Origin of the sequence: Amycolatopsis nalaikhensis (assembly GCF_030264295.1) — a bacterium.
In the GTDB taxonomy this organism is placed as follows: domain Bacteria; phylum Actinomycetota; class Actinomycetes; order Mycobacteriales; family Pseudonocardiaceae; genus Amycolatopsis; species Amycolatopsis nalaikhensis.
Genome location: NZ_CP127173.1, coordinates 3,354,578 through 3,379,619, shown reverse-complemented (window position 1 = coordinate 3,379,619; position 25,042 = coordinate 3,354,578). Strand labels below are relative to the sequence as shown.

At 71.0% G+C, this 25,042-nt stretch carries 22 protein-coding genes; 12 read left to right on the top strand and 10 right to left on the bottom strand.

Going from position 1 to position 25,042, the window contains the following annotated elements:
• Nucleotides 1-328: 328 nt before the first annotated feature.
• Nucleotides 329-2,743 (top strand): DEAD/DEAH box helicase, encoded by a 2,415-nt coding sequence (locus QP939_RS16790; protein ID WP_285459767.1) that lies wholly within the window; start codon nt 329-331, stop codon nt 2,741-2,743.
• Between the two features lie 75 nt (nt 2,744-2,818).
• Here QP939_RS16790 and QP939_RS16785 read toward each other — a convergent pair whose 3' ends face one another.
• The 8 genes from QP939_RS16785 to ssd all read right to left on the bottom strand — a co-directional run bounded on the left by QP939_RS16785 (nt 2,819) and on the right by ssd (nt 9,141).
• Entirely contained in the window at nt 2,819-3,430 is a 612-nt protein-coding gene (locus QP939_RS16785; RefSeq protein WP_285457708.1) for a bifunctional DNA primase/polymerase, read from the bottom strand.
• A 718-nt stretch (nt 3,431-4,148) separates the two neighbouring features.
• Nucleotides 4,149-4,514 (bottom strand): Rv3654c family TadE-like protein, encoded by a 366-nt coding sequence (locus QP939_RS16780; protein WP_285457707.1) that lies wholly within the window; start codon nt 4,512-4,514, stop codon nt 4,149-4,151.
• On the bottom strand, nt 4,501-4,833 hold the full coding sequence (locus tag QP939_RS16775) for a TadE family type IV pilus minor pilin (RefSeq protein ID WP_285457706.1): 333 nt from the start codon (nt 4,831-4,833) through the stop codon (nt 4,501-4,503). Before QP939_RS16775 ends, QP939_RS16780 begins: the two co-directional genes overlap by 14 nt.
• Before the next feature lie 20 nt (nt 4,834-4,853).
• The gene (locus QP939_RS16770; RefSeq protein ID WP_285457705.1) at nt 4,854-5,033 is read right to left on the bottom strand and encodes a DUF4244 domain-containing protein; all 180 of its coding nucleotides are present in this window, start codon (nt 5,031-5,033) and stop codon (nt 4,854-4,856) included.
• A gap of 22 nt (nt 5,034-5,055) precedes the next feature.
• Nucleotides 5,056-5,781 carry a type II secretion system F family protein gene (locus QP939_RS16765; RefSeq protein ID WP_285457704.1) on the bottom strand — a complete coding sequence of 242 codons (726 nt, stop codon included), beginning with the start codon at nt 5,779-5,781 and terminating at the stop codon, nt 5,056-5,058.
• Nucleotides 5,778-6,056, bottom strand: coding sequence for a type II secretion system F family protein (locus tag QP939_RS16760; RefSeq protein WP_285457703.1), 279 nt, complete (start codon nt 6,054-6,056; stop codon nt 5,778-5,780). Before QP939_RS16760 ends, QP939_RS16765 begins: the two co-directional genes overlap by 4 nt.
• Nucleotides 6,057-6,551: 495 nt before the next feature.
• Nucleotides 6,552-7,703, bottom strand: a complete 1,152-nt coding sequence (locus QP939_RS16755) for a TadA family conjugal transfer-associated ATPase (RefSeq protein WP_285457702.1) — start codon at nt 7,701-7,703, stop codon at nt 6,552-6,554.
• Between the two features lie 364 nt (nt 7,704-8,067).
• Nucleotides 8,068-9,141 carry a septum site-determining protein Ssd gene (gene ssd, locus QP939_RS16750; protein WP_285457701.1) on the bottom strand — a complete coding sequence of 358 codons (1,074 nt, stop codon included), beginning with the start codon at nt 9,139-9,141 and terminating at the stop codon, nt 8,068-8,070.
• Between the two features lie 623 nt (nt 9,142-9,764).
• Between ssd and QP939_RS16745 the strand changes: the two genes are divergently transcribed.
• The 8 genes from QP939_RS16745 to QP939_RS16710 all read left to right on the top strand — a co-directional run bounded on the left by QP939_RS16745 (nt 9,765) and on the right by QP939_RS16710 (nt 20,420).
• Nucleotides 9,765-10,595, top strand: a complete 831-nt coding sequence (locus QP939_RS16745) for an HAD family hydrolase (protein WP_285457700.1) — start codon at nt 9,765-9,767, stop codon at nt 10,593-10,595.
• Nucleotides 10,596-11,275: 680 nt separating this feature from the next.
• On the top strand, nt 11,276-13,015 hold the full coding sequence (locus tag QP939_RS16740) for a glycoside hydrolase family 3 protein (protein WP_285459766.1): 1,740 nt from the start codon (nt 11,276-11,278) through the stop codon (nt 13,013-13,015).
• Nucleotides 13,012-14,289: an exo-beta-N-acetylmuramidase NamZ family protein gene (locus tag QP939_RS16735; protein WP_285457699.1), complete on the top strand. Its 1,278-nt coding sequence runs from the start codon at nt 13,012-13,014 to the stop codon at nt 14,287-14,289. The genes QP939_RS16740 and QP939_RS16735 overlap by 4 nt, the downstream gene beginning before the upstream one ends.
• Nucleotides 14,290-14,335: 46 nt before the next feature.
• Entirely contained in the window at nt 14,336-16,063 is a 1,728-nt protein-coding gene (locus QP939_RS16730; RefSeq protein WP_285459765.1) for a serine hydrolase domain-containing protein, read from the top strand.
• Nucleotides 16,064-16,301: 238 nt separating this feature from the next.
• Complete coding sequence (locus QP939_RS16725; protein ID WP_434219650.1) at nt 16,302-17,276, top strand: MurR/RpiR family transcriptional regulator; 975 nt, start codon at nt 16,302-16,304, stop codon at nt 17,274-17,276.
• Nucleotides 17,277-17,299: 23 nt separating this feature from the next.
• Nucleotides 17,300-18,229, top strand: coding sequence for an N-acetylmuramic acid 6-phosphate etherase (locus QP939_RS16720; protein ID WP_285457697.1), 930 nt, complete (start codon nt 17,300-17,302; stop codon nt 18,227-18,229).
• A 57-nt stretch (nt 18,230-18,286) separates the two neighbouring features.
• Nucleotides 18,287-19,366: a Nickel transporter NicT gene (gene nicT, locus QP939_RS16715; RefSeq protein ID WP_285457696.1), complete on the top strand. Its 1,080-nt coding sequence runs from the start codon at nt 18,287-18,289 to the stop codon at nt 19,364-19,366.
• A gap of 64 nt (nt 19,367-19,430) precedes the next feature.
• A complete protein-coding gene (locus QP939_RS16710) occupies nt 19,431-20,420 on the top strand; it encodes an NAD-dependent epimerase/dehydratase family protein (protein WP_285457695.1) in 990 nt (329 codons plus the stop codon).
• Here QP939_RS16710 and QP939_RS16705 read toward each other — a convergent pair.
• Entirely contained in the window at nt 20,417-21,139 is a 723-nt protein-coding gene (locus QP939_RS16705; protein WP_285457694.1) for a Fic family protein, read from the bottom strand. The genes QP939_RS16710 and QP939_RS16705 overlap by 4 nt on opposite strands.
• A complete protein-coding gene (locus QP939_RS16700; protein WP_285457693.1) occupies nt 21,132-21,629 on the bottom strand; it encodes a phosphoribosyltransferase in 498 nt (165 codons plus the stop codon). The genes QP939_RS16705 and QP939_RS16700 overlap by 8 nt, the downstream gene beginning before the upstream one ends.
• Nucleotides 21,630-21,741: 112 nt before the next feature.
• Here QP939_RS16700 and QP939_RS16695 point away from each other — a divergent pair, with 112 nt between their 5' ends.
• From QP939_RS16695 to QP939_RS16685, 3 genes are all read left to right on the top strand, one after another.
• Nucleotides 21,742-22,344, top strand: coding sequence for a GNAT family N-acetyltransferase (locus QP939_RS16695; RefSeq protein WP_285457692.1), 603 nt, complete (start codon nt 21,742-21,744; stop codon nt 22,342-22,344).
• A 100-nt stretch (nt 22,345-22,444) separates the two neighbouring features.
• Nucleotides 22,445-24,427 (top strand): acetate--CoA ligase, encoded by a 1,983-nt coding sequence (gene acs / locus QP939_RS16690; RefSeq protein ID WP_285457691.1) that lies wholly within the window; start codon nt 22,445-22,447, stop codon nt 24,425-24,427.
• A gap of 143 nt (nt 24,428-24,570) precedes the next feature.
• Nucleotides 24,571-25,041, top strand: a complete 471-nt coding sequence (locus tag QP939_RS16685) for a DUF6319 family protein (protein ID WP_285457690.1) — start codon at nt 24,571-24,573, stop codon at nt 25,039-25,041.
• The last annotated feature ends 1 nt before the right edge of the window (nt 25,042 follow it).

The window sequence follows — 25,042 nt, the reverse complement described above, 5'->3', positions numbered from 1 at the left end:
CGTGCGCCAGCGTCGACGGCAAGCCGAGGGTTCGACACGGCCGACGCTGGCATGGACCCTGTACCGAGCGACACGCTAGCCGGGCAGCAATGCACGTCTCACATGACGCTCACCACAGAGGGTGTGGATTGCGGGAGTGTATTGGTATCGCAACCAGCGTCTTCACGCCGTCCCGGTCACGGCACATTCCGTTACCTTGTGAGCCTCCTCACTTGATCGATCACTCTGTCCGGGATCCGTTGGCGCAGTTGGGGATGCGGAAACTGTCGGACCCCTGTGCCAAGCTCGGCTGGTGGACGACTCACGTGGGCGGCGGCTGCTGGGGCGGGTGACCGCCGGCATCCCGGCGCGCGAGAACCCGGTCACGCACGTCGCGGACCTGCCGGGCCGCGCCGCGCGTCACGCACCGTGGCCGCCGTGGGTGGATCCGGCGGTTGTCGCTGCGCTGCGTGACTGCGGCGTCTCGGCGCCATGGGCGCACCAAGCAGAGGCGGCCACGCACGCGTACGAGGGTCGTCACGTCGTGATTTCGACCGGAACGGCCTCGGGCAAGTCGCTCGCCTACCAGCTGCCGGTGCTGTCGCGGCTGGCCGCGGGCGAGAAGGCGAACGCGCTGTACCTCTCGCCGACCAAGGCGCTCGGCGCGGACCAGCTGCGGTCGGTGTCCTCTTTGGACGTCCCGGGCGTGCGGGCGGCGTCGTTCGACGGGGACACGCCGATGGCGGAGCGCGACTGGGTCCGCGCGCACGCCAACTGGGTGTTCACGAACCCGGACATGCTGCACCGCGGGATCCTTTCGCAGCACGGCCGGTGGGCGGCGTTCTTCCGGCGGCTCAGCTGCGTGGTCGTCGACGAATGCCACAGCTACCGGGGCGTCTTCGGTTCGCACGTCGCGTTGCTGCTTCGGCGGCTTCGGCGCGTGGCTGAGCATTACGGCGCTTCGCCGGTCTTCGTGCTCGCCTCGGCGACGACGGCTTCGCCTGCTTCGTTCGCTTCGCGGCTGACCGGCGTTCCATGCGTCGCCGTGACCGAGGACGCGTCGCCGCGCGGCGCCCGGACGGTCGTGCTGTGGGAGCCGCCGCTGCTCGACGAACTCACCGGGGAGAACGGCGCGCCGGTCCGGCGTTCGGCCGGCGCGGAGACGTCGCGGATCCTCGCCGACCTCGTCGTCGAAGGGGCGCGGTCGCTGGCGTTCATCCGGTCGCGGCGGGGTGCGGAGCTGGCCGCGCTGGGAGCGCGTCGCATTTTGTCCGAAGTGGACCCCGCGCTGACGGAAACCGTTGCGGCGTATAGGTCTGGTTATCTTCCGGAAGAGCGGCGCGCGTTGGAGGCGGCGTTGTTGTCGGGACGCCTGCTGGGTGTCGCGACGACGAACGCTTTGGAACTGGGCGTCGACATCGCGGGCCTGGACGCGGTGGTGCTGGCCGGGTACCCGGGCACGCTCGCGTCGTTCTGGCAGCAGGCCGGGCGGGCGGGGCGTTCGGGTGACTCGGCGCTGGTGGTGTTCGTCGCGCGGGACGACCCGCTCGACACGTACCTGGTGCACCACCCGGCGGCGTTGCTCGACCGGCCGGTCGAGACGGCGGTGCTCGACCCGGCGAACCCGTACGTGCTGGCGCCGCAGCTCGCGTGCGCCGTCGCCGAGCTGCCGCTGACCCTCCCGGAGCTGGAAGTGTTCGGCGGCGCGGCGGCCCAGGAGGTGCTGACCGAGCTGGCGGAGCAGAAGCTGCTGCGGCGCCGGTCGAGCGGCTGGTACTGGATATCGCGGGACCGGCCGCACGCCGAGGTCGGGATCCGCGGCACCGGCGGCGAGCAGATCGCGGTGGTCGAGTCGGACTCCGGTCGGATGCTCGGGACGGTCGATCCGGGCTCGGCCTGCTTCGCCGTGCACCCGGGGGCGGTGTACCTGCACCAGGGGTCGTCGTACGTCGTCGACGAGCTGGACTTGGAGACCGGGCTGGCGCTGGTGCACGCGGAGAACCCGGACTGGACGACGACGCCGCGCGAGATCGTCGACATCTCGGTGCTGGGCACCCACGAGAAGCAGGAGTGCGGCGGGGTGAGCGTCTGCCTCGGCGAGGTGGCGGTGACGTCGCAGGTGGTCGGCTACCTGCGACGACGGCCGTCGGGTGAGGTGCTCGACCACACGCCACTCGACCTGCCGGAACAGAGCCTGCGCACGCGCGCGGTCTGGTACACGATCTCGGGCGAGCTGCTCGAGCGTGCGCCGTCCGATGGCGAGGCGGGGACCGGGGGCCATCGGGTGGGGACCGAATCTGCGGGGCCGGTGGGGACCGGGGAGGAGACCCTGGCGAGCGGTCGGGGGCCCGCTCACGAGGGTGGCAGGACACCGGGGGGTGCCGGATTGGTTCCGGCACGGGTCCCCGGTGCCCTGCATGCCGCCGAGCACGCGGCGATCGGCCTGCTACCGCTGTTCGCTACGTGCGACCGGTGGGACATCGGCGGGGTGAGTACCGCGTGGCACGAAGACACCGGGGAGGCGACGGTGTTCGTGCATGACGGCCATCCCGGGGGTGCGGGATTCGCCGAACGCGGTTATGCCGCGATTGTCCCGTGGCTGGCCGCAACGCGGGAGGCGATCGTCTCCTGCGAGTGCCCGACGGGATGCCCGTCCTGCGTTCAGTCGCCGAAGTGCGGGAACGGCAACGAACCGCTGGACAAGGCGGGGGCGGTGGCCGTTCTGGAAACCGTGCTCGGGGCGTTGCGTCAACACGGGAGCTAGAACGGCCACGTGGTGGTCGATGGAGTTGTGTCGTGCTCCGCCTCGGCCGGGCTGGGACCGGCCGGTGCGGTGGTATCAGGCGACCTCGGCCAGCTGAGCGGCTTCGGCACCGGCCAGCGCGCGGACCAGGACGTCGTGCACCTCGGCGGCGTCCGGCAGCTGCCAGCCGCAGACCTCGGGCTTCACGCGCCAGTGGACGACACCGTGCTGGAACGGCGACGGCGGCAGCGGGATGTAGCTGTCCTTGCCGTGCCACTGGATGGAGGCCTGGCCGGCCAGCTCGGCGGGCACGCGCTCGGCGACGGTGGTGAGGAAGAGCCAGCGGCCGTTCGGCAGCGCGATGATCGGGGCGGGGTGGCCGAGGGTGCGCAGCAGGCGGCAGGCGCGCTTGCCGAGCTGGTCGTCGACCTCGATGGCGTCGAGGACGGTGCCGGTGGCGACGAGCAGGCTGTGGGTGCGGTCGGAGAACCAGGTGGCGACCTCGTGGGCGTGGGTGCCGATCTGCTCGCGCCAGTGGTCACTGGCCGGGATCGGACGGCGCCAGGTGAGATCGTCGCCCTCGGTGAGCGGAGCGGGGTTGACGCCCGGGAGCACCGGCCAGCCACGCCAGGCGAGTCCGATCGCCTCCGCCCGCAGTTCGATGCGGAAGGCGCCGCGCCAGCTGTCCGGCCAATTCGCGTCCAACATTGTCTTTCCTGCCTTAGAGGTTCCGGTTCTCCGCGACCCGCTGGACCCTGCGTGGTGTCGCACATCTCACTTAACGGCAAGTTGCACATTGCCCGGAACCCCCACGCGACAACCGGTGGTTACGGGGCGATGAACGCCGGGTAGTAGGTACGGCCCGACTGATCCCCCGGGCGCGGATCAACGGCGAACGGCGACCGCACACGGACCGTTCGTCGCGCCGAAATCCCAGGACACCGGTGCCGCGGACGGCGTTCACCGAGGGCCGGAAGACGACGTTCGGCCCGGGTGAGCAGGGGATTCGACCGCTCGGCGTGCATCAGCGACCGCTGCCCGTGGTCATCGGCCGCTCGTCGCCGGGTCCGGCGGATCAGCCGGTCATCGCGGCATACCGACCGGTCGGCGTCGGGCGCGTGGCCGCTGGGCGGGCGCCGGTGAGCGGGTCACGCGGGTCCGGCTGGTTGGCGGTGGTTGAGACCAGTGGGCCGGGCCTCGCGGGCACCGGCGACCGGGGTGGCGGGTCGCCGAGGCACCAGGCGGCGGGGCGCCGGGGCTGGCGCGCTGGGCAACGCGCCGGGCGGCCGGAGCGCCGAGCCCGCCGGAGCGCCCGGCCACCGGGGCGCCGGAGCGCTGGGGCGCTGGGCGGCCTGCAGTGAGCCGCCGCCACCGGGTTCCGTACCGAAGTTGTGGGCACGCTGGCGCCGTGGGCCGTCGCGTCTCGCTACCCCTCTGGGGTGGCTGGGCCCGCGCGGGCGCGGGCGGCCGGGCCTGGGATGTTGGCGAAGCCCACGTCCGGTGCCTGGACCTCCACCAAGGCGTCGAGGTGCTGCCAGCGGCACGTCAGGAGCCGCACTCGCATCTCGTCGGCTATCCAGCGTGCCCGGTCGCACGCCTGCGCCGGGCCTTCCGCCGCGTGGGAAGCCGCCGCCAGGGCGCTCAAGTCCGCTGCCGCTTCTGCTCGGTGGCGGGCTGTCACCGTCGCTGCCAGCCAGCACGCCAGGGCTGCTACTCCCATCAACGCCGCCGTTGCCATTGCCGTCCAGATCGTCGCCGCTCCGCTGTCCCCTCTCGGGTCAACCTGGCGCATCCCGCGCCTCCGATCCCGGCTCAGCTACTGCGTAGGCCGTGGCGTCCAGGTGGATCGACGGCAGAAAGCCAGTCGGGGTGGCCGTCACCCTCGCCCTTATCTCGTCGCCCGTCTGCTGGACCTCCAGGTTCGCGCCCTTCGGGGCTATCGCGTGCACCGCCGCTGCGGCCTCGTTCGGCTGGCCTCTTGCCAACAGGCGGGCCGCTTCGCGGGCTGCGTCCGTGCAGCGGAGCTGGCTCGTCAGGACCGTGAGGCCCGCCAAGAGCAGGGCCGTCACCAACGTCAGTCCGGCCAGGCCGAGTGCTGCCTCGACCGTCACCGAACCCCCGTCTCTTCGGCTCATGACGGCACCGTCAAGGCCTTCATGACCAGGTTCGTCAGCCACGAGACGACCGAGTCCCCCGTCAGCAGCGTGTAGAGGACCGCGGCGAATGCCGCGACGGCGACCGTGACGATCGCGTACTCGACCGTCGTCGAGCCCTCGTCGTCGGACGTCGGTCGCTCGGGGAACGTGTGCATGGGATCTCCTTCGATATAGGTGTCAGAACAGGGGGCCCAGGCGTCCGGCCAGGCCGAGGACGACCGGCATCACGCCCAAGGAGAAGAACGCGGGCAGGAAACACAGCCCGACCGGCAGCGCCAGGGACACGCCTGCCCGCTCGGCTCGTTCCTCCGTCTCGGCTGCCAGCTCGTCGCGGAACCGTCCGGCCAGGTCGCCCGCCGCCGTGGCGAAGGCTGCTCCCGACCGGGATGTTCGGATCGCCGTCGCGGCCAGCTCGTCGAGGCCTGGGACGGCCGCCACCCGTGCCCAGGCCTCTCCCGGGCGGGCGCCCAGTGCGAGCAGGCCTGCCGTCGAGCGCAACGCCTCGTCTGCTTCGGCCGGGGCCGTCGTGGCTACCGCGTCGAGCGCCGTCGGGACGGGGAGGCCTGCGCGGAGGCAGGCCGCGAGGAGGTCGAGCGTTCCCGCGAGCCGCAGCCTTGCCACGATGGCCACCTTCGGGACGCGGGGGCGGCGGCTGCGGCGGATCGCCCACCACGCTGCCGCCGTCACGATCGCACCCGACGCCACTCCGGCCAGGCCGCCGATCAGCACGGCCGTCGAGGCGCCGCCGAGGATCGCCGCGATGTAGGGCACCGCGCCGGACCATCGACGCGCCGGGGTGGGCTTCGGCGTGTCCGCCAAGAAGGCGAAGCGCCGTGCCGCCGTCGCGTCGCCGGGCCAAATCGCCAGAGCGGCCGCAAGGAGCAGGAGAGCTGTCGCGGTCATCGGACCCGGACCTTCCCCATCAGGCCTCGGCACCACGCCGTTCCGGCCCAGAGCAGGGCGCTCCCCGTGATCAGCAGCAACTGGCCCGGCGTGCTCTTTGTCAGTACGGCAAGGGGGTCCGCGCCCATCGCTTGGCCGATCAGCACGCAGAGCACCGGTAATGCGGTCAGCACCGCCGCGCTGGCTCGGGGGCCGGCCAGTTTCGCGCGCATCCGGCGGGCGAACGTCAGGCCTGCTTCGGCGTCGCGGCGGGCCGCGTCGAGGACGTCGGCCATCGGCAAGCCGTAGCGCCTGGCCAACGTCCAGGCTTCCGCGAGCTTCTGGGAGGGCTGGGGCGTGCAACTCGCCGTCTAGACGGGCTGCCGTCGCCAGCGCGTGGAGGTCGTCGGCTATCGCCGGGACCACCGCCGCGGCCGCCTCCGCCGCCGTCACCGGGTGGGCGCCCGAGCGGAAGCTCGGCCACCATCGTCCGGAGGGCCGTCGCCGTGTGGGTGGTCTTGGTGAGGTCGCCGGTGGCGCGGCGGTGGGCTCGCCACTCCTGGTGCCAAGCCAGCGTGAGGACTCCGGCAGCGATCGCGCCGCCCGGCCCCGCGAGCACGGCCGCCAGTCCGGCGGGGAGCAGCCAGCGGACCCTGCTCCACACGTCGGGAAGCCGGAACGTCGTGGCTGGCTCGACCGCGGCCTGGAGGCGGTCCGGCCCGTCCGGCCAGCACGCCAAGGCCGCGCCGACGCACAGCGGGACCCACGCCGTGATCATCTTCGGCTCCGGGTCAGCATGCGATCGCTCCCGTCGTGGCGAACAGGTGGCGGTCGACCGTCCAGCGGCCCGCTCGCCACACCGGCACTACCCTGGCCCGGCCGTGTTCCGCGCGGAGGACACCGACTTCGGCGAGACGACGCTGGCCGTCGCGTTCTCGCCGCATGTGGAGGACTACGCGGATCGCGGCGACGAGCTGGCTGTGCACGGCTTCGCGGGTCAAGCCGCCGAGTGCGGCCAACGCTTCGATGCGGGCGGGCACCTCGGCCGGGGAGTTGGCGTGGACCGTGCACGCTCCGCCGTCGTGGCCCGTGTTCAACGCCGTGAGCAGCGCTCCCACCTCGGCGCCGCGGACCTCGCCGACCACCAGGCGGTCGGGACGCATGCGCAGCGCCTGGCGCACCAGCTCCGGCAGGCCGACCGCGCCCGCACCCTCCACATTGGGCGGACGGGCCACCAGGCTGACGAACTGCGGGTGCTCCGGGCGCAGCTCGCCGGCGTCCTCGACGCAGACGATCCGCTCCGCCGGGTCGACCGCGCCGAGCAGTGCGGCCAGGAGCGTCGTCTTGCCCGCGCCCGTGCCGCCGGTGACGAGGAACGCCATGCGCTTCGTGACGACCGACTGCAGCAGCTTCGCGCCGGTGGCGTCGAACGCGCCGAGTTCGCGCAACGTCGTGAGGTCGTGCGTCGCCGGGCGGAGGACGCGGAGGGACAGGCACGTGCCGCTCGCCGCGATCGGCGGGAGGACGGCGTGGAAGCGGATCCGGCCGACGGGTCCGGCTCCGGGGAGCCAGCCGTCCACATAGGGCTGGGCGTCGTCGAGGCGTCGGCCAGCCGCGAGGGCGAGCCGCTGCGCCAGGCGGCGGACGGCTTCCTCGTCGGTGAACTCGACGTCCGTGCGGGTGAGGCCTTCGGGGCCGTCCGTCCAGACTTCCTTCGGTCCGGTGACGAGGACGTCCGTTGTCGCCGGGTCGTCGAGCAGCGGGGCCAGCGGGCCTGCTCCGACGAACTCGTCGCGGGCTTGCCGGGCCGCGTCGAGGACTGCGTCGTGGCCCAGGGCTCCGCCTGCTTCGGCGCGGACCGCGGTTGCCACGGCGACCGGGTCGGCTTGGCGGCGGTCGCCCGCCAGGCGGTTGCGGACCCGGTCCACGAAGTCCGTCGTCATGACTTCACCGCCCGTCTCGACGTGGTGGCTCGGGTTACCCGGGTGCCCGCCACGGCGGGCAGGACGTTCTCGGCGCCTGACGGGATGTGGCCGGGGCGAACTAAGTCCGCCGAGACCAGGCCCGCTCGGCGACGGTCGCCCGCCCCTCTCGGCCTGGTGCCTCGGGTTACCCGGGTGCCCGCCGCGGCGGGCAGGAAGTTGGGGCCAGTGGTCGCCGGGGCGGCTGGGCGTTGCTCTTCGCTCGGGGAGGCCAGCGCTGCCAGGAAGTTCTGTGCGCTTGCCGGGCCTCGGGCCGCCAATGTCAGGACCGTGGGGAACAGCAAGTCGGACACTCTCACCGGGGCTCCTCCTCTGCGCAGCTCGTTCATCGGGCCGCCGCCTTTGCCTCGCGGCGGGCTACCGCCAGTACCTCTGCCGCCGCCGTTGCCAATGGACCTGCGGGCTTTGCCGGGAACTCGCCTCTCTCCACCGCCGCCGGGAGGCCTCTCTCCGCGGGCATCGTCGTCAGCAACGGTGGGCCCAGCAGCCCTGCTGTCTGGGTGGGGGATGCTCCTGTCAGCGATCGTCCACACGCGACTACCCCGATGCGGGCCGTCAGCTCCGACAGCGCGCGCAGCACCTGCTTCGCCGCCATGCAGGCTCGGAACTCCACCGGGACCAGGAGCACCACCAAGTCGGCCACCGTCACCGCTTCCGCGGCCGCCGGTCCCAGCGTTCGGGGGAGGTCGCACACCACCGTGCGGCCCGCTCTGCGGCCCGCCGAAACCACCGCTGACAGAGACTCGGCTGAGGGGCCTTGGCCCTCCGAGCCGCACGCCAGCACCGGCAAGCTGCCGCCCCGATGTCTTCTCCTCGGCAGCGCCGCCGCCAGGGACGGGACCGAGATGCGGCCGCTCAGCTGGACCTCCGACCAGCGGGGGCCCGGGATCTTTTCCAACCCCAGCAACAAGTCCAGGCCACCGCCGAGCGGGTCGCAGTCCACCAGCAGCGCGCCGCCCGGGTCTCGGTCGGCCGCCAACGCCAGCGTCGCCGCGAAGACCGACGCTCCCGCTCCGCCGCGGCCGCCGACCACCGCGAGCACCAGGCCCGCCTCCTCCGCCGGGGTCTCGACCACGTCGGCGAACGCGCCCGCCAGCTCCGTCTCCTCCTCCGGCAACGAGATCACGCGCTCGACGCCGCCGCGGAACGCGTGCTCCCACGTCCTCGGCCCCGGGCTGCCCTTGCAGACCAGCACGATCCCGGCGCGCCGGGGCAGCACCGGTGGCAGCCGGGCGGCTTCTTCGTCCAGGACCACCAAGGGCGCCCGGGCCCAGTGCCCTCGGGCCGCCGTCAGGTCCGGTGCCCGGTCGACCTCGCAGCCCGCCACCGCCGCCACGCGCAGTATCTCGTCGAGCACCGTCTCGTCGGCCGCGACCACGAGCGGTCGTTCTCCCGTCATGCTTCCTCCCCCGTCGCCGGTGCGGGCCTCGGGTGGCCCGGGTTCCACCGTCGCGGGCGGTGGCCGGGTGGCACAACGGGGCGGGCGGGCGGCTGTGGACAAGCGGGGTGTTGTGGACAACCGCGGTCCTGGCTGTGGCTCGCCGGTGGGTTCTGTCGGTGAGCTGTGGCAGGATCTCGCCCGCCCGCGACGCACTTGCGGCGGGAATCAGCGCGAAAGAACCGCATCCGATGAATCCGGCGCGATTCCCGGAAAGGCCGAGAAAGGCCGGGAAAGCATTCCGGGTTAACGGACGGCAAAACGAGTTGGCCGACAGGAACCCAACGGGCGCAAGGGAAATCGCGAAGGTTAGGAGGAGGTAAGAGGGCGGCCCCCGCCAGGGGGGAGGGACGGGGGCCGCCGTGGGTTCAGCCCCGGGGGGTCGGACTGAACCGGCCCGGTTGGACACCGGGCTCCCTCACTGTAACTCCGGGGTGCGCAGGTTCGCGCGCCGGGCGATGCACACAGTTCGATAACGGCATGGCGCGCCGGAAGTGCCTTGTTGTCATGGATTTTCCGCCCGCCGCGACGCGCGCGTGGTGGATCAACGGGACGCGCGTCGATCAAGCTCCTATCCTGGTCACGTGGCCGAACCGAGCAGCGCGCCGTCGCGCGTCCGGAAGCCGGGCCCGGAGCACGCGGTGGCCGCGTTCTTCGACCTGGACAAGACGATCATCGCTTCGTCGAGCGCGCTGGCGTTCAGCAAGCCCTTGCTCCGGGAGGGGCTGATCAACCGTCGCGCCGCGTTGCGAAGCGCTTACGCGCAGCTGGTGTTCTCGCTCGCCGGCGCCGACGAGAACAAGACCGAGCGGCTGCGCGCCGAGGTTTCCGCCCTGTGCGCCGGCTGGGACGTCGCCCAGGTTTCGGCGATCGTCCGCGAAACCCTGCACGACGTCGTCGACCCGCTCGTGTACGTGGAGGCGGCCGAGCTGATCACCCGCCACCGCCAGGACGGCCACGACGTCATCGTGCTCTCGGCGACCGGCGAGGAGGTCGTCGCGCCGGTCGCGGAGATGCTCGGCGCGACCCGCAGCGTCGCCACGCGGATGCAGATCGTCGACGGGCGCTACTCCGGCCAAGTCGACTTCTACTGCTACGGCGCCAACAAAGCCGTCGCCGCGAAGCAGCTCGCCGCGACCCACGGCTACGACCTCGCCGAGTGCTTCGCCTACACGGACTCGAGCACGGACATCCCGCTCCTCGAGGTCGTCGGGCACCCGCACGCGGTCAACCCGGACAAGCTCCTGCGGCGGGAGGCACTCGACCGGGGCTGGCCGATCCTCGCGTTCGACCGGCCCATGTCACTGCGCAGCCGCATCCCGACGCGCTCGGCGGGGATGGTGGCCCTCGGCGTCGGCGCGGTGGCCGCCGGCGCGACCTGGTACGGCCTCAGCCGTCGCCGTCGGTCCCGATAGCCGCGAACCCGCCACCCACACGGCCGTACGATCGCCGGTTTGCTTGGCCCAGCCCCGAATTGTCCGTCGCGCAGGGTGCCGATGTCACCCGATCCAGCCTCTGTACCGGTGCACCCATCCGCGCACTTGAAGTGACCGGGCTCACGGCGTAGAAAGTAGGTGCGGACGTTCGGTCGGCCAGGGAGCAGGTAGAAGAGAAGCCTGTTCCACCCCGGCAAACCTCCGTGCGCGGACTCCGGGTACCCACGCGCAGCGCGCCGCGGGAGGCTCGTCGTCTAGGGACTGCGTAGTGGGACGCCACACGCCGAGTCCATGTAGGTACGACCAGAGTTGCACGCTTGGTCGCCCGAGAAGTTCGCGCTTGCAGGCGGCGCCCGTTGGCCCTTCGGGGTCACGGGCGCCGCCTCGTCTATGCGGAAAGTCCGGCGATGCACAGCCCACTCGCCGACGTGGTCCGCAATCCCGCATCTTGCGAACGGCGACTTTCCTACCGATCCGGGTACGAACGGCCCGTTGGTGCGGTCGGTCGATGGACATCGCCGGATTCGGTGAGTAGCTTCCCGATACTGGCGCCTCCGAGTGGACTTCTCACGTCCGCCGGGCGCCCGCAACTTTCTGGGAGGCTGGTCGTGACGACCCGAAATCGGAGGTTCCATGCGCTCGCCCTGCCCGTCGCGGGGGTGCTCGCCCTCACCGGTGTGGGTGTCGCGACGGCGGCGAGCGCACCGGCGGTGAGCGCGGACGCGCGGGCGGAGGCCGCGGCGACGCAGGCACTGCGCGGGCTCACGCTCGAAGAAAAGGTCGGGCAGCTGTTCGTCACGTGGGTGAACGGCAAGTCGGCCGACGAGGTGAACCCGAAGAACCAGGCGGACTTCGGCGTCGACACCGCGGCCGAGGTGGTCCGGAAGTACCACCTGGGCGGCGTCATCTACTTCAACAACGCCACGCGTGACAACTTCGACGACCCCGTGCAGGTCGCGAAACTGTCGAACGGCCTGCAGAAGGCCGCGATCACCAGCGGGGCGCACATCCCGCTGCAGATCGCCGCCGACCAGGAAGGCGGCACGGTGACGCGGATGGGCGCGCCGGCCACCGAGTTCCCGAACGCCATGGCCATCTCGGCCGGCCGGGACACGAACCGCGCGACGCAGGCCGCGACGATCCTCGGCCAGGAGCTGCGGGCCGTCGGCATCAACCAGGACTTCGCGCCCGATTCGGACGTCAACTCCAACCCGGTCAACCCGGTCATCGGCGTCCGTTCGTTCTCCGGGCAGCCCGGCCTGGCCAGCGACTACGTCACCGCGGAGATCAAGGGCTTCCAGCAGTCCGTGGCCGCGACCTCGAAGCACTTCCCCGGCCACGGCGCCGCGCCGACCGACAGCCACACCGGCCTGCCGCGGATCGACAGCACCGAGGACCAGTGGCGGGCCACCGACGTGCCGCCGTTCAAGGCGGCGATCGCGGCGGGCATCGACTCGATCATGACCGCGCACATCCAGTTCCCCAGCCTCGACCCGTCGCTCGAACCCGCGACGCTGTCGAAGCCGATCGTCACCGGGAAGCTGCGCAACGAACTCGGCTACAACGGCGTGATCGTCACCGACTCCCTCGAGATGCAGGGCGTGCGCGAGATGCACAGCGACGCCGAGATCCCCGTCCTCGCCCTGAAGGCGGGCGTCGACCAGCTGCTCATGCCGGTGCACCTCGACGTCGCCATCAACTCGGTGCTCGCCGCGGTGAAGTCCGGTGAGATCCCGATGCGGCAGATCGACCAGAGCGTGCTCCGCGTCCTCAAGCTGAAGTTCAAGCGGGGCATCCTCTTCTCGCCGTTCGTGGACACGAACAAGGTCATGAAGACGGTTGGCACGCCGTCGCACCTCGCCACCGCGCAGGACATCGCCGACCGCGGCATCACGGCCATCGCGAACGACGCCGGTCTCCTGCCGCTGAAGCAGAAGCCCGCGACGACGCTCGTCACCGGCTGGGGCGTCTCGACGACGGCGACGCTCGCCGAGAAACTGACCGCCCACGGCACGCAGGCGACCGCGTACCAGACCGGGCAGGCCCCGACGGACGCCCAGATCGCCCAGGCCGTCGCCGACGCGAAGAACGTCGACCTGGTCGTCGTGCTGACCAACAACATCGGCGGCTTCCCGCTGCAGACCAAGCTCCTGGACGCCTTGCAGGCCACGGGGAAGCCGGTCGTCGCGGTCGCCGCGCAGATCCCGTACGACGCCGGGTACCCGAGCGCCGTCAAGACGTGGCTGGCGACCTACGGCTACATCGGGCCGACCCTGGAGGCGCTCGCCAAGGTCATCCTCGGCGAGACGAAGCCGGTCGGGAAGCTGCCGGTCGACATCCCGGCGGGCACCGACGTGCACACCGTGAAGTATCCGTTCGGCCACGGGCTCACGTGGTGAACCTCAACCGGCGCCACTTCCTCGGCGCGAGCGCGCTCGCGGTCCCGGCGCTGACGGGCGGCTCAGCCGTGGCCGGAGCGCAGCCGGAACAGCCGGGAGTGGCCACGCAAAGCGGGAACCGGGTCCTCACCGGCGCGGAGCAGCTGGCCGCGCAGGGCTGGCGGCCGCTCAAGGGCCGCAAGCTCGGCGTGTTGTCCAACCCGACGGGTGTGCTGCTGAACGGCGACCACATCGTCGACTCGATGGTCGCGGCCGGCGTCAAGCCGGTCGCGGCCTTCGGGCCCGAGCACGGCTTCCGCGGCAGCGCACAGGCAGGCGGTTCCGAAGGCGACTATACGGACCCGCGCACCGGCGTCCCGGTGTACGACGCGTACGGCGTCGACGCGACGAAGCTCGCTTCGCTGTTCACGAAGGCGGGCGTCGACACGGTCGTCTTCGACATCGCCGACGTCGGCGCGCGCTTCTACACCTACATCTGGTCCCTCTACACCGCGATGGTCGCGGCGGCGAAGGTCAACGCCGCGTTCGTCGTGCTCGACCGCCCGAACCCGATCGGCGGCCGCCTGGCGGGCCCGGTCCTGGACCCGAAGTTCGCCTCCGGGATCGGGCGGAAGCCGATCGCGCAGCAGCACGGCATGACCGTCGGCGAACTCGCGCGCTTCTTCGCCGCGGAGTTCCTGCTCGGTGACGGCGTCGAACTCAAGAACCTCGAAGTCGTTCAAGTACGCGGCTGGCAGCGCGACACGCTCTTCGCGCGGACCGGCCTGAACTGGGTGCTGCCCAGCCCGAACATGCCGACGCCGGACACGGCGCTCGTCTACCCGGGCACCGGCATGTTCGAGGGCACGGTGTTCTCCGAAGGCCGCGGCACGACCAGGCCGTTCGAGATCATCGGCGCGCCCGGGCTCGACTGGCGCTGGCGCGAGAAGCTCGAAGACCTGCGGCTGCCCGGCGCGAAGTTCCGCGAGATCTACTTCGTGCCGACGTTCAGCAAGTTCGTCAACCAGACCTGCGGGGGCGTGCAGGTGAGCGTCGACGACCCGCGCGCCTTCGACGCCATCCGGACCGCGGTCGCCATGCTCGTCACGGCCAAGGCCCTGCACCCGGACGTCTTCGCCTGGCGTCCCGACAACTACATCGACAAGCTCTCCGGCTCCGACCGCCTGCGGACCATGGTCGACGCCGGGGCGGGCGTCGACGAGGTCACCGGGGCCTGGCGGGCCGAGCTCGCCGAGTTCGACCGGAGACGTCGCCACTACCTGCTCTACCGCTGAGGGGGAACTCGTGCGTGCTAGGAAGGTCATCGCCGCGGCCACCGGAGTGCTGGTCGCCCTGATGTTGACTGTGTTGAATTCGGGGGCCAGCGCCATCACCGGACGCCACGACGACGCCGGTCGCTTCGACCGGCCGCAGCACGGGTTCGCCCCGGCGTGGACGACGCTGCGCGCGGGGGCTCCGCAGGAGGTGAACCTCGATCCGGCGCCGATCAAGGCGGCGGAGGACTTCCTGGCGAGCTGGACGAAGCCGGACGCCTCCGGGCACCCGCACTTCTCCGGCGCGGTCGGCCTGCTGGCGCACGACGGCGTGGTCGTCGACCGGTACGCCGTCGGCGGCGCGCTGCGGTACGCCGACGCCGCCGGCACCGAACTGCCCGCGGACCAGCAGGTCCCGATGAAGAACGACACCATCTTCGACATGGCGTCGATCTCGAAGCTGTTCACGTCGATCGCCGTGCTGCAGCTGGTCGAACGCGGGCAGCTGACCATCGACACCCCGGTCAGCCGCTTCTTCCCCGAGTTCGCGACCGGCGACAAAGCCGCCATCACGGTCAAGATGCTGCTCACGCACGTCTCCGGGTTCGACGCCGACCCGATCCCGTCGCTGTGGGCGGGCTACCCGGACATCCCGTCGCGCCGCCAGGCCGTGCTCGACAGCCCGCTGAAGAACAAGCCGGGCACGACGTACCTCTACTCCGACATCAACCTGCTCACGCTCGGCTTCATCGTCGAGAAGCTGACCGGGCAGCCGCTCGACAAGGTCGTGCACGACCGCATCACCGCGCCGCTGGGCATGGTCGACACCGGCTACAACCCGCCCGCGTCGAAGCTGGCCCGGATCGCCGCGACGGAGTTCGAGGCGAACCCGCCGCGCGGGATGGTGCGCGGCAGCGTGCACGACGAGAACGCGTGGTCGCTCGGCGGCGTCGCCGGGCACGCCGGGGTCTTCAGCACCGCGGGCGACATGGCGATCCTCGCCCAGACGATCCTCAACGGCGGCACCTACGGCGGGCACCGGATCCTCGGCGGCGACACCGTGCGCCAGATGCTGACGAACTACAACCAGCAGTTCCCGGACGACTCGCACGGTCTCGGCTTCGAGCTCGACCAGCCCTGGTACATGGGCGCGCTGGCGTCGCCGGTCACCGCCGGGCACACCGGTTACACCGGGACGACGCTGGTCATCGACCCCGAGTCGCGTTCCTTCGCGATCCTGCTCACCAACCGCGTGCACCCGACCCGGAACTGGGGTTCGATCAACACCGCGCGGCAGGTGTGGGCGACGTCGCTGGCCAGGGCGATGGCGGTGGAACCGGCAGTTGGAAAAGACGCTTGGACGAGCACGCTGGGTAATGCCGGCGTGGCCACGCTGAGTACTCGCGCATTTACTACGCAAAGTGATCAAGCGCGGGTTTCCTTTTCCGCCTTCGTGGACACCGAAGGACCGACTGATCCATTGCAGCTGCAGGCCACGACCGACGGCGTGAACTGGCAACCGATCACCTTGGCGGTTTCCGGTCCGGGTGCACCCTCCGGAGATGTGACGTCGCTCTCCGGACACGGCCACCGTGCCTGGTGGAAGGTCACCGCCACGCTGCCCCAGGGCGCGTCGGTGAGCCTGCGGTGGCGTTACAGCACCGACCCGAACTACACGGGACGCGGAGTTTCGGTCGACGGTGTGAAAGTCACCGAGCGCGGCCGATCACTCCTCGACGGTGAACGGAATCCCGATGCGTTCGTCGCAGAGGGTTGGCAATTGAGCAGCCGGTGACGAGAGTGTTGCTCACCGTCGACCATTAGCCGGAGTTAACCGTCCTCTTGCCGCTTGCACCGCGACACTAAGTTGCCAAGTCGTTAGCTTGACCTCGTTAACAAGGTCGACCCTGTTGGCGACTTTCTGGTCAACGATTAATCGCAAATCTAGATCCGCAGACACGGACGGGTTGCGATCGTACCGAAGGGTGTGGGTAGCCTTGTCGCAAATGCCAACGGTTAGTAACTTTCCGACGGTGAGTGATACCGAATCCGTAGTCGGCACGGCACCGTCCGAGCCCGTATCGGTCCAGACGGCCGTGCGCGACGCCGACGCCAGCCCGCTGGTGCGGATCCGGTCCCTGCTCCCCGGCCTGGCCCGCGCCGAGCAGCGCGTGGCGAAGGTGGTGCTGGAAGACCCGGCCGCGGTGGCCAGACGCAGCATCACCGAGGTGGCGCTGGCCGCCAACACGAGCGAGACCACCGTGACGCGGTTCTGCAAGGCCGTCGGCGTCGGCGGGTACCCGCAGCTGCGCATCGCGCTGGCCGCGGACACCGCGCGCACCGAGGCCCGCACCACGCGCAACCTCGGTGGCGAGATCGGCCCGGAGGACGACCTGGCCGCCGTCATCGGCAAGGTCAGCTTCGCCGACGCCCGCGCGGTCGAGGAGACGGCCGACCAGCTCGACGTCGCCACGCTGGAGCGCGTCATCGAGATCGTGGCGAGCGCCGGCCGCGTCGACGTCTACGGCGTGGGCGCGAGCGCGTTCGTCGCCGCCGACCTGCAGCAGAAGCTGCACCGCATCGGCCGCGTGTGCTTCGCGTGGTCGGACACGCACATCATGCTCACCTCGGCCGCGGTGCTGAGCCCCGGTGACGTCGCGATCGGCGTCTCGCACACCGGCGCGACCACCGACACCGTCGAGGCGCTGCGGGTGGCCCGCGAGCACGGCGCGATCACCGTCGCCGTGACGAACTTCCCCCGCTCCCCGATCACCGAGGTCGCCGACCACGTTTTGACGACGGCGGCGCGGGAAACCACTTTCCGTTCGGGTGCCACCGCGAGCCGCATCGCGCAGCTCACCGTCATCGACTGCCTGTTCATCGGCGTCGCGCAGCAGCACATGGACGCGTCGGTCAGCGCTCTGGACGCCACCAGGGACGCGGTCGGCTCGCACCGCTTGGGGGTCAGGCCGGACGGTCGTCGCCGTCCGCGGGAAACCGGCAAGTAATGACCGGAGAAAAAGTGAGGCGCATGATGACCGTCCCCGTGCAGGCGGTGCACGTCGATTCGCCGACCGAGACCCGCAATCCCCGCACCACGGACATCGACCTGATGTCCACCGCGGGGATCCTGGGCGCGATCAACGCCGAGGACCGGACGGTCCCCGGTGCCGTCGCCGCGGTCCTGCCGCAGGTGGCGCGCGCGGTGGACTACGCGGTGGACGCCCTGCGGTCCGGTGGCCGGGTGCACTACGTCGGCGCGGGCACGTCCGGCCGGCTGGCCACCTTGGACGCGGCCGAGCTGGTGCCGACGTTCAACGTGCCGGCGGACTGGTTCATCGCGCATCACGCCGGCGGCGAGAAGGCCTTGCGCAGTGCCGTCGAAAACGCGGAGGACGACGACGGGGCCGGCGCGGCCGAGATGGCCGCGATGGTCCAGCCGGGTGACTTCGTGCTCGGGCTGACGGCGTCGGGCAGGACGCCGTACGTCTTGGGCGCGCTCGCCGCCGCATCGCGCCAGGGCGCCCGCACCGGCCTGGTGTCGGGCAACCCGAAGGCCGCCAAGCCCGCCGGCGTCGACGTGCTCATCGCCGTCGACACCGGCCCGGAGGCGATCGCCGGCTCGACGCGGATGAAGGCGGGCACGGCGCAGAAGATGATCCTGACGTCGTTCTCCACGGCGACGATGATCAAGCTGGGCCGGACCTACTCGAACCTGATGGTCAGCATGCGGGCCACCAACGCGAAGCTGCGCGGCCGGACCATCCGGATCCTGCAGGAAGCCACCGGCATGACGATGGCGGACTGCTCGGACGCGCTCACCGAGGCCGGGGGCGACCTCAAGGTGGCGCTGGTGCACCTGCTTTCCGGAGTCGACGTCAAGACGGCGGCGAAGGCGCTGCACGCGTCGGGTGGGCACGTCCGCAAGGCACTCGACGTCGTGCGGGCGCGGGCGAGCTGACTTCCCTTCATCTGTTCACCTGCCTAACCTCTCAGATGAGAGGGAAGGCGGGTGGGCATGAAGGGCTCCAGCGCGCGGCTTTCGCGTCGCGAGTGGGTGTCGGTCGGCGGGATGGCGGGGGTCATCCTGCTGCTCAACGTCGTGGGCTGGGTGGTGCTGGCGGCCTTCGTCGCACCCCACCACTACGCGCTGGGCACGTCCGGCGTGTTCGGGATCGGCCTCGGCGTCACGGCGTTCACGCTCGGCATGCGGCACGCCTTCGACGCCGACCACATCGCGGCGATCGACAACACGACCCGCAAGCTGATGGCCGACGGCCAGCGCCCGCTCTCGGTCGGCTTCTGGTTCTCCCTCGGGCACTCGACGATCGTCTTCGCGCTGTGCCTGCTGCTGTCGCTGGGCGTCCGCGCGCTGGCCGGGCAGGTCGAGGACGACTCCTCGGCGTTGCACGACGCGACCGGCCTCATCGGGACGTCGGTGTCCGGCGTTTTCCTGTACGTGATCGGGATCCTGAACCTCGTGGTGCTCGTCGGCATCCTGCGGGTGTTCAAGCGGATGCGCCACGGCGAGTTCGACGAAGCCGCGCTGGAGCACCAGCTGGACAACCGCGGCGTGCTGAACCGGCTGCTGCGCGGCGCGACGAAGGCCGTGCGCAAGCCGTGGCACATCTACCCGGTCGGCGTGTTGTTCGGGCTGGGTTTCGACACCGCCACCGAAATCGGGCTGCTGGTGCTGGCCGCGGGCGCGGCGACGTTCGCGCTGCCCTGGTACGCGATCCTGGTGCTGCCGATCCTGTTCGCCGCCGGGATGAGCCTGTTCGACACCGTGGACGGCTGCTTCATGAACTTCGCCTACGGCTGGGCGTTCGCGAAGCCGGTGCGCAAGATCTTCTACAACATCACGGTGACCGCGCTGTCGGTCGCGGTGGCGCTGCTGATCGGGACCGTCGAGCTGGTGTCGATCCTCGCCGAGAAGCTGGACATCACGTCGGGGCCGCTCGCCGCGATCGCGTCGGTGGACCTGGACTACGTCGGGTTCGGGATCGTGGGGTTGTTCGTGCTGACGTGGGTCGTCGCGCTCGCGGTGTGGCGGTTCGGGCGGATCGAAGAGAAGTGGTCGGCGAAGCTGTCCGCTTAGGACACCGCGTCCGCCGTCAGCGAATCCGGCCGGCGGGGCGGGGATCCCGTGCTTGGCTGCCGGGGTGGAGATCCTGGTTCTGGGCGGAACGGCGTGGGTGGGGCGGGAGCTGTCCCGGCAGGCGGTCGACCGCGGTCACCGGGTGACCTGCCTCGCCCGGGGTGAGAGCGGAGAGGTCGCGGCCGGAGCGACGCTGGTCGCCGCCGACCGGCGTGATCCGTCGGCGTACGAGCCCGTGCTCGGCCGGGCGTGGGACGCGGTCGTCGAGGTGTCGTGGCAGCCGGGCTTCGTTCGTGGCGCGCTCGACGCGCTGGGCCGCAGGGCCGGGCACTGGGTGTACGTCTCGTCCGGCAACGTCTACGCCTCCCACGCCTCGCCGGGGGCGGACGAGTCCGCGGCCCTGCTCGCCCCGACCGACCGGAGCGAGGCCGGCCGCGAGCTGTACGGCGAGGCGAAGGTCGCCTGCGAGCAGGCGTCGGCGGCCGTGGCGGGCGACCGGCTCCTCATCGCGCGAGCCGGGCTCATCGGCGGCCCCGGCGATCACAGCGGGCGCTCCGGGTACTGGGTCGCCCGCGCCGCACACGATCCGCGAGGGCCGATGCTGGTCCCCGCCACGCCGGCCGCACCCACCCAGGTGATCGACGTCCGGGACCTCGCCTCCTGGCTGCTCGACGCAGCCGAGACCGGGACCACCGGCACGTACAACGCGGTCGGCCCGGTCGTCCCGTTCGGAGAGTGGATCGAGCTGTCCCGCGCCGCCGGCGGGCACACCGGCCCGGTGGTCGCCGCCGAATCGGCGTGGCTGCTCGCCCACGGCGTGGCGGAGTACATGGGGCCGGAATCGCTGCCCCTGTGGCTGGCCGAGCCGGGCTGGGAAGGGTGGTCGGCACGCGACGGTTCCGCGGCGCGCGCCGCGGGGCTGCGGCACCGGCCCCGCGCGGAACTGCTCGCCGACACACTGCGCTGGGAGCGCGAGCAGGGCCTGGACCGGGAACGGCGTGCGGGCCTCAGCGCGCGGCGTGAGCGCGAACTGCTCGCGGCCCTCGCCGCCTAGGAAGCGGCGTCCGAAATGCTCTTCGCTTCGCGCGCCCCTGCTTCGAACGCTTCGCAGCAGAAGAGCAGCCACGCCCGGACGCCCTCCGGCGTTCCGCCCGCGAAGCCTTCGGCGGCCTCGAGGTAACGAGGCACCCGGCGGAAGAACGCGACTTCGGGGACGCTCAAGGCCTTCGGGTCGAGGCCCGTCGCGACCATCGTCAGCCGCGCCGCCGCCCGCGCGACGACGCCGTCCGCGCTGCCGAACGGCTTGAGCGCCAACAGTTCCCCGTGCACCACCGCGGTCAGGACCGGGCCCGGCACCGACGTCGCGCCGGTCACCAGCTGGGCCAGCATTTCGAGCCGGCCGCCGCCGGAATGCGGGCGCCCCAAGGCATCCAGGTCGTCGACGAGGTCCGCCGCGGCCAGGACGTGCAAGCGCGCCAACGCCTGCAGCGGTGCCCGGCGCCACGTCGGCAGCAGCGACTCCAGCGTCTCCGCGACGCGCAGCGCGCCCGCGAGGACCGGGTCGGCGACCGCGCCGTCAGCGGGCAGCTCGGGGTTCGCGCCCTCGATGCCCGCCGACGCGCGCGCCGCGCGGACCGACGCCTCGGCCGCCGTCGCCGCGCCGCCGCGGAGGTTGGCCGGGAGGCGGTGCACCTTGAACACGGCGTCCTGCGCGGACTTCGCCGCCGCCGCGACGCCTTCGAGGTCGAGGAGGGGCTTCAGCGGGTCAGGCATCGAGCACCTGGCCTTCGCGGGCGACCACGGGCGGCAGCACCGACCACGGGAAGTTGATCCACTTGTCGGTGTGCCGCCAGACGTACTCGCACTTGACCGTCGAGTGCGGCTTTTCGTAGATGACCGCCGAGCGCACCTCGGCGACGTGGTCGAGGCAGAAGTCGCGGACCAGCTTGAGCGTCGCGCCGGTGTCGGCGACGTCGTCGGCGATCAGCACCTTCTTGCTCGTCAGGTCGACGACGTTGGGCACCGGCGGCAGCATCACCGGCAGGTCGAGGCGCTGGTCGACGCCGGTGTAGAACTCGACGTTCATCACGTGCAGGTTCTTCACGTCGAGCGCGTAGCCGAGCGCGCCGGCGACGAACAGGCCGCCGCGGGCGATGGACAGGACGAGGTCCGGCGCGAAGCCGTCGTCGGCGATGGTGTGAGCCAGTTCACGGCTCGCCGTGCCGAACAGCTCCCAGCTCAGCTCTTCCCGCTCTTCGGCCATCGATCTCGCCCTTCGTCGTGGTCCGACGAGCATAGGCAACGCCGAAGTGGTCTCTGGAAACGCTCGGAAATTGGCTATCAGAGGCAGCCAATACGGCGTTTACGGTGATCACGTGAGCGACTGGAACGCGAGACCGACCCTGTCCGGCGAGCAGGTCCGCCTGGAGCCCTTGACGCCCGAGCACGCCAAGGGCCTGTTCGAGGCGGGTTCCGACCCGGGCGTCTGGGCGTGGCTGAGCATCCGGCAGCCGGGGGATCTTCCCGCGGCCGAGCGGATGGTGGCCGAGGCCCTCGCGGACCCCGACCGGCGGCCGTTCGCGCAGATCGACGTCGCCTCCGGGCGGGTCGCCGGGACGACGTCGTACTACCAGGTCGTCGAGAAGCACCGGATCCTCTCCATCGGGCACACGTGGATCGGCGCGGACTGGCAGCGCACCGGGCTGAACACCGAGTCGAAGCTGCTCCTCCTCCGGCACGCGTTCGAAACCCTTGGCGCGCAACGGGTCGCGTGGGAGACCGACATCCGCAACCTCCGCTCGCAACGCGCCATCGAACGCCTTGGCGCGCTTCGCGAAGGCGTCCTGCGGGCGCACCGGATCCGCCCGGACGGCTCGTCGCGCGACACGGTCACGTACTCGATGCTGGCGCCGGAGTGGCCGGCCGCGAAGGCTCGGCTGAACGAACGCTTAGTCAGCGGATCTCGCCTGCCTCGGTGAAACGGCGGGGCAACGTGGGTGCAACCTTTTACAAGGCGGACTAACGTCGCTAGCGTGCCGCTAGCCGTCGTTTCGGCGCACTACAGGAGGCCTTGCAACCATGACCGAGCAGTCCCCAGCCCTGGACAACCTGCTCACCGAGAGCCGCACCTTCCCGCCCAGCGACGAGTTCGCTGCTCAGGCGAACGCGAAGGCCGATCTCTACGCCGAAGCGGACGCCGATCGCGAAGCGTTCTGGGCGAAGCAGGCGGAGCGGCTGACGTGGGACACGAAGTGGACCACGGTACTGGACTGGACCAATGCGCCGTTCGCGAAGTGGTTCGTCGGCGGCAAGCTGAACGTCGCGTACAACTGCGTCGACCGGCACGTCGAGTCCGGCCACGGCGACCAGGTCGCGATCCACTGGGTCGGCGAGCCGGGTGACACCCGGGACATCACCTACGCCGAGCTGAAGACCGAGGTTTCCAAGGCCGCCAACGCACTCGCCTCGCTCGGCGTCACCGCCGGCGACGTCGTGGCGATCCAGCTGCAGATGGTCCCCGAGGCCATCTTCGCGATGCTGGCGTGCGCGCGGATCGGCGCGCTGCACAGCGTCGTCTTCGGCGGCTTCTCGCCGACGGCGCTGCGGGCCCGCGTCGACGACGCCGCCGCGAAGATCGTGATCACCTCCGACGGCCAGTTCCGCCGCGGCAAGGCCGCGCCGATGAAGGCCAATGTCGACGAAGCGCTCGAAGGCGCCGAGACCGTCGAAAAGGTCATCGTCGTGAAGCGCACGGGCGACAAGCTCGAGGGCGAGGTGCCGTGGACCGACTCGCGCGACCTCTGGTGGCACGAGCTCGTCGACGGACAGTCCGAAGAGCACACTCCCGAGGCGTTCGACAGCGAGCACCCGCTGTTCATCCTCTACACGTCCGGGACGACCGGGAAGCCGAAGGGCATCCTGCACACCTCGGGCGGTTTCCTGACGCAGACCGCGTACACGCACCACAACGTCTTCGACCACAAGGCCGGCGAGGACGTCTACTGGTGCACCGCGGACATCGGCTGGATCACCGGCCACAGCTACATCGTCTACGGCCCGCTCGCCAACCGCGTCACGCAGGTCGTCTACGAAGGCACGCCGAACACCCCCCACGAGGGCCGGCACTGGGAGATCATCCAGAAGTACAAGGTCTCCATCTACTACACCGCGCCGACGCTGATCCGCACCTTCATGAAGTGGGGCGCGGAAATCCCCGAGAAGTACGACCTGTCGACGCTGCGCGTGCTGGGTTCGGTCGGCGAGCCGATCAACCCCGAGGCGTGGATCTGGTACCGCGAGAACATCGGCGCGAACAAGACCCCGATCGTCGACACGTGGTGGCAGACCGAAACCGGCGCGATCATGATCTCGCCGCTGCCGGGCGTCACCGCGGCCAAGCCGGGTTCGGCGCAGAAGGCCCTGCCGGGCATCTCCGCGAAGGTCGTCGACGACCAGGGCAACGAGGTCGGCCCGGGCGGCGGCGGGTACCTGGTGCTCGACAAGCCGTGGCCGTCGATGCTGCGCGGTGTCTGGGGCGACGAGGAGCGCTTCAAGGAGACGTACTGGTCGCGGTTCAGCGAGCAGGGCTTCTACTTCGCCGGCGACGGCGCGAAGTACGACAACGACGGTGACGTCTGGCTGCTGGGCCGCGTCGACGACGTGATGAACGTGTCCGGCCACCGCATCTCGACGACCGAGGTCGAGTCGGCCCTGGTGTCGCACCCGACGGTGGCCGAGGCCGCGGTCGTCGGCGCGACCGACCCGACGACCGGCCAGGGCATCGTCGCGTTCGTCATCCTGCGCGGCAACGCCGCCGACGGTGGCGAAGCGGCCATCCAGGAGCTGCGCAACCACGTCGCCAAGGAGATCGGGCCGATCGCGAAGCCGCGGCAGATCATGGTCGTGCCGGAGCTGCCGAAGACGCGCTCGGGCAAGATCATGCGCCGCCTGCTGCGCGACGTCGCGGAGAACCGCCAGGTCGGCGACGTCACCACGCTGGCCGACTCGTCCGTGATGGACCTGATCTCGTCGGGCCTGAAGTCGGGCAAGTCCGAGGAGTGAGCTAGCGTTCTCTTCGTCAGGGCCCTTCCGGCTGCGCGCCGGGAGGGCCTTGTCATGACACCCCGAGTGGCGCGGCTCGAACGCATGTTCTACGCTGTGCCGCGAACCACACCCCCTTCCCCGGGCAAGGAGACGACACGACGATGACCGTGGATGTCCTGACGCACGACGAGGAAACGGCTTCGGCTCCGGCTTCCGCTCCGGAGGTTCCCGCCGCCGAGGCGCCCGTCACCGAGTCCGCGTCCCCCTCTTCGGAAGGCTCGCCCGAGCCGGCCGCCGAGGAAGAGGCCCCCAAGCCGAAGCGCGGCCGCCCCAAGGGCGCGACGGCGTCGACGGCGAAGAAGACCCGCACGGTCGAGCTGATCCTCACGGTCACCGGCACCGCCGACGGCGAGTGGCAGGCCGAGCTGAAGAACGGTTCGAAGTGGGTCGCGAAGGGCCTGGAGATCCCCGCCGCCGCGGTCTCGCGCGCGGCGAAGGAGCTGCACAGCGACCTGTCCGGCCCGATCGACGAGGTGATCAACCAGGCCCGCGACGCGCAGGCCGCGAAGGTCGCCGCGCTGGAGGCCGAGCTCGAGAAGGCCAAGCAGGCCCTCGCCGAGCTGGACGTCTGAG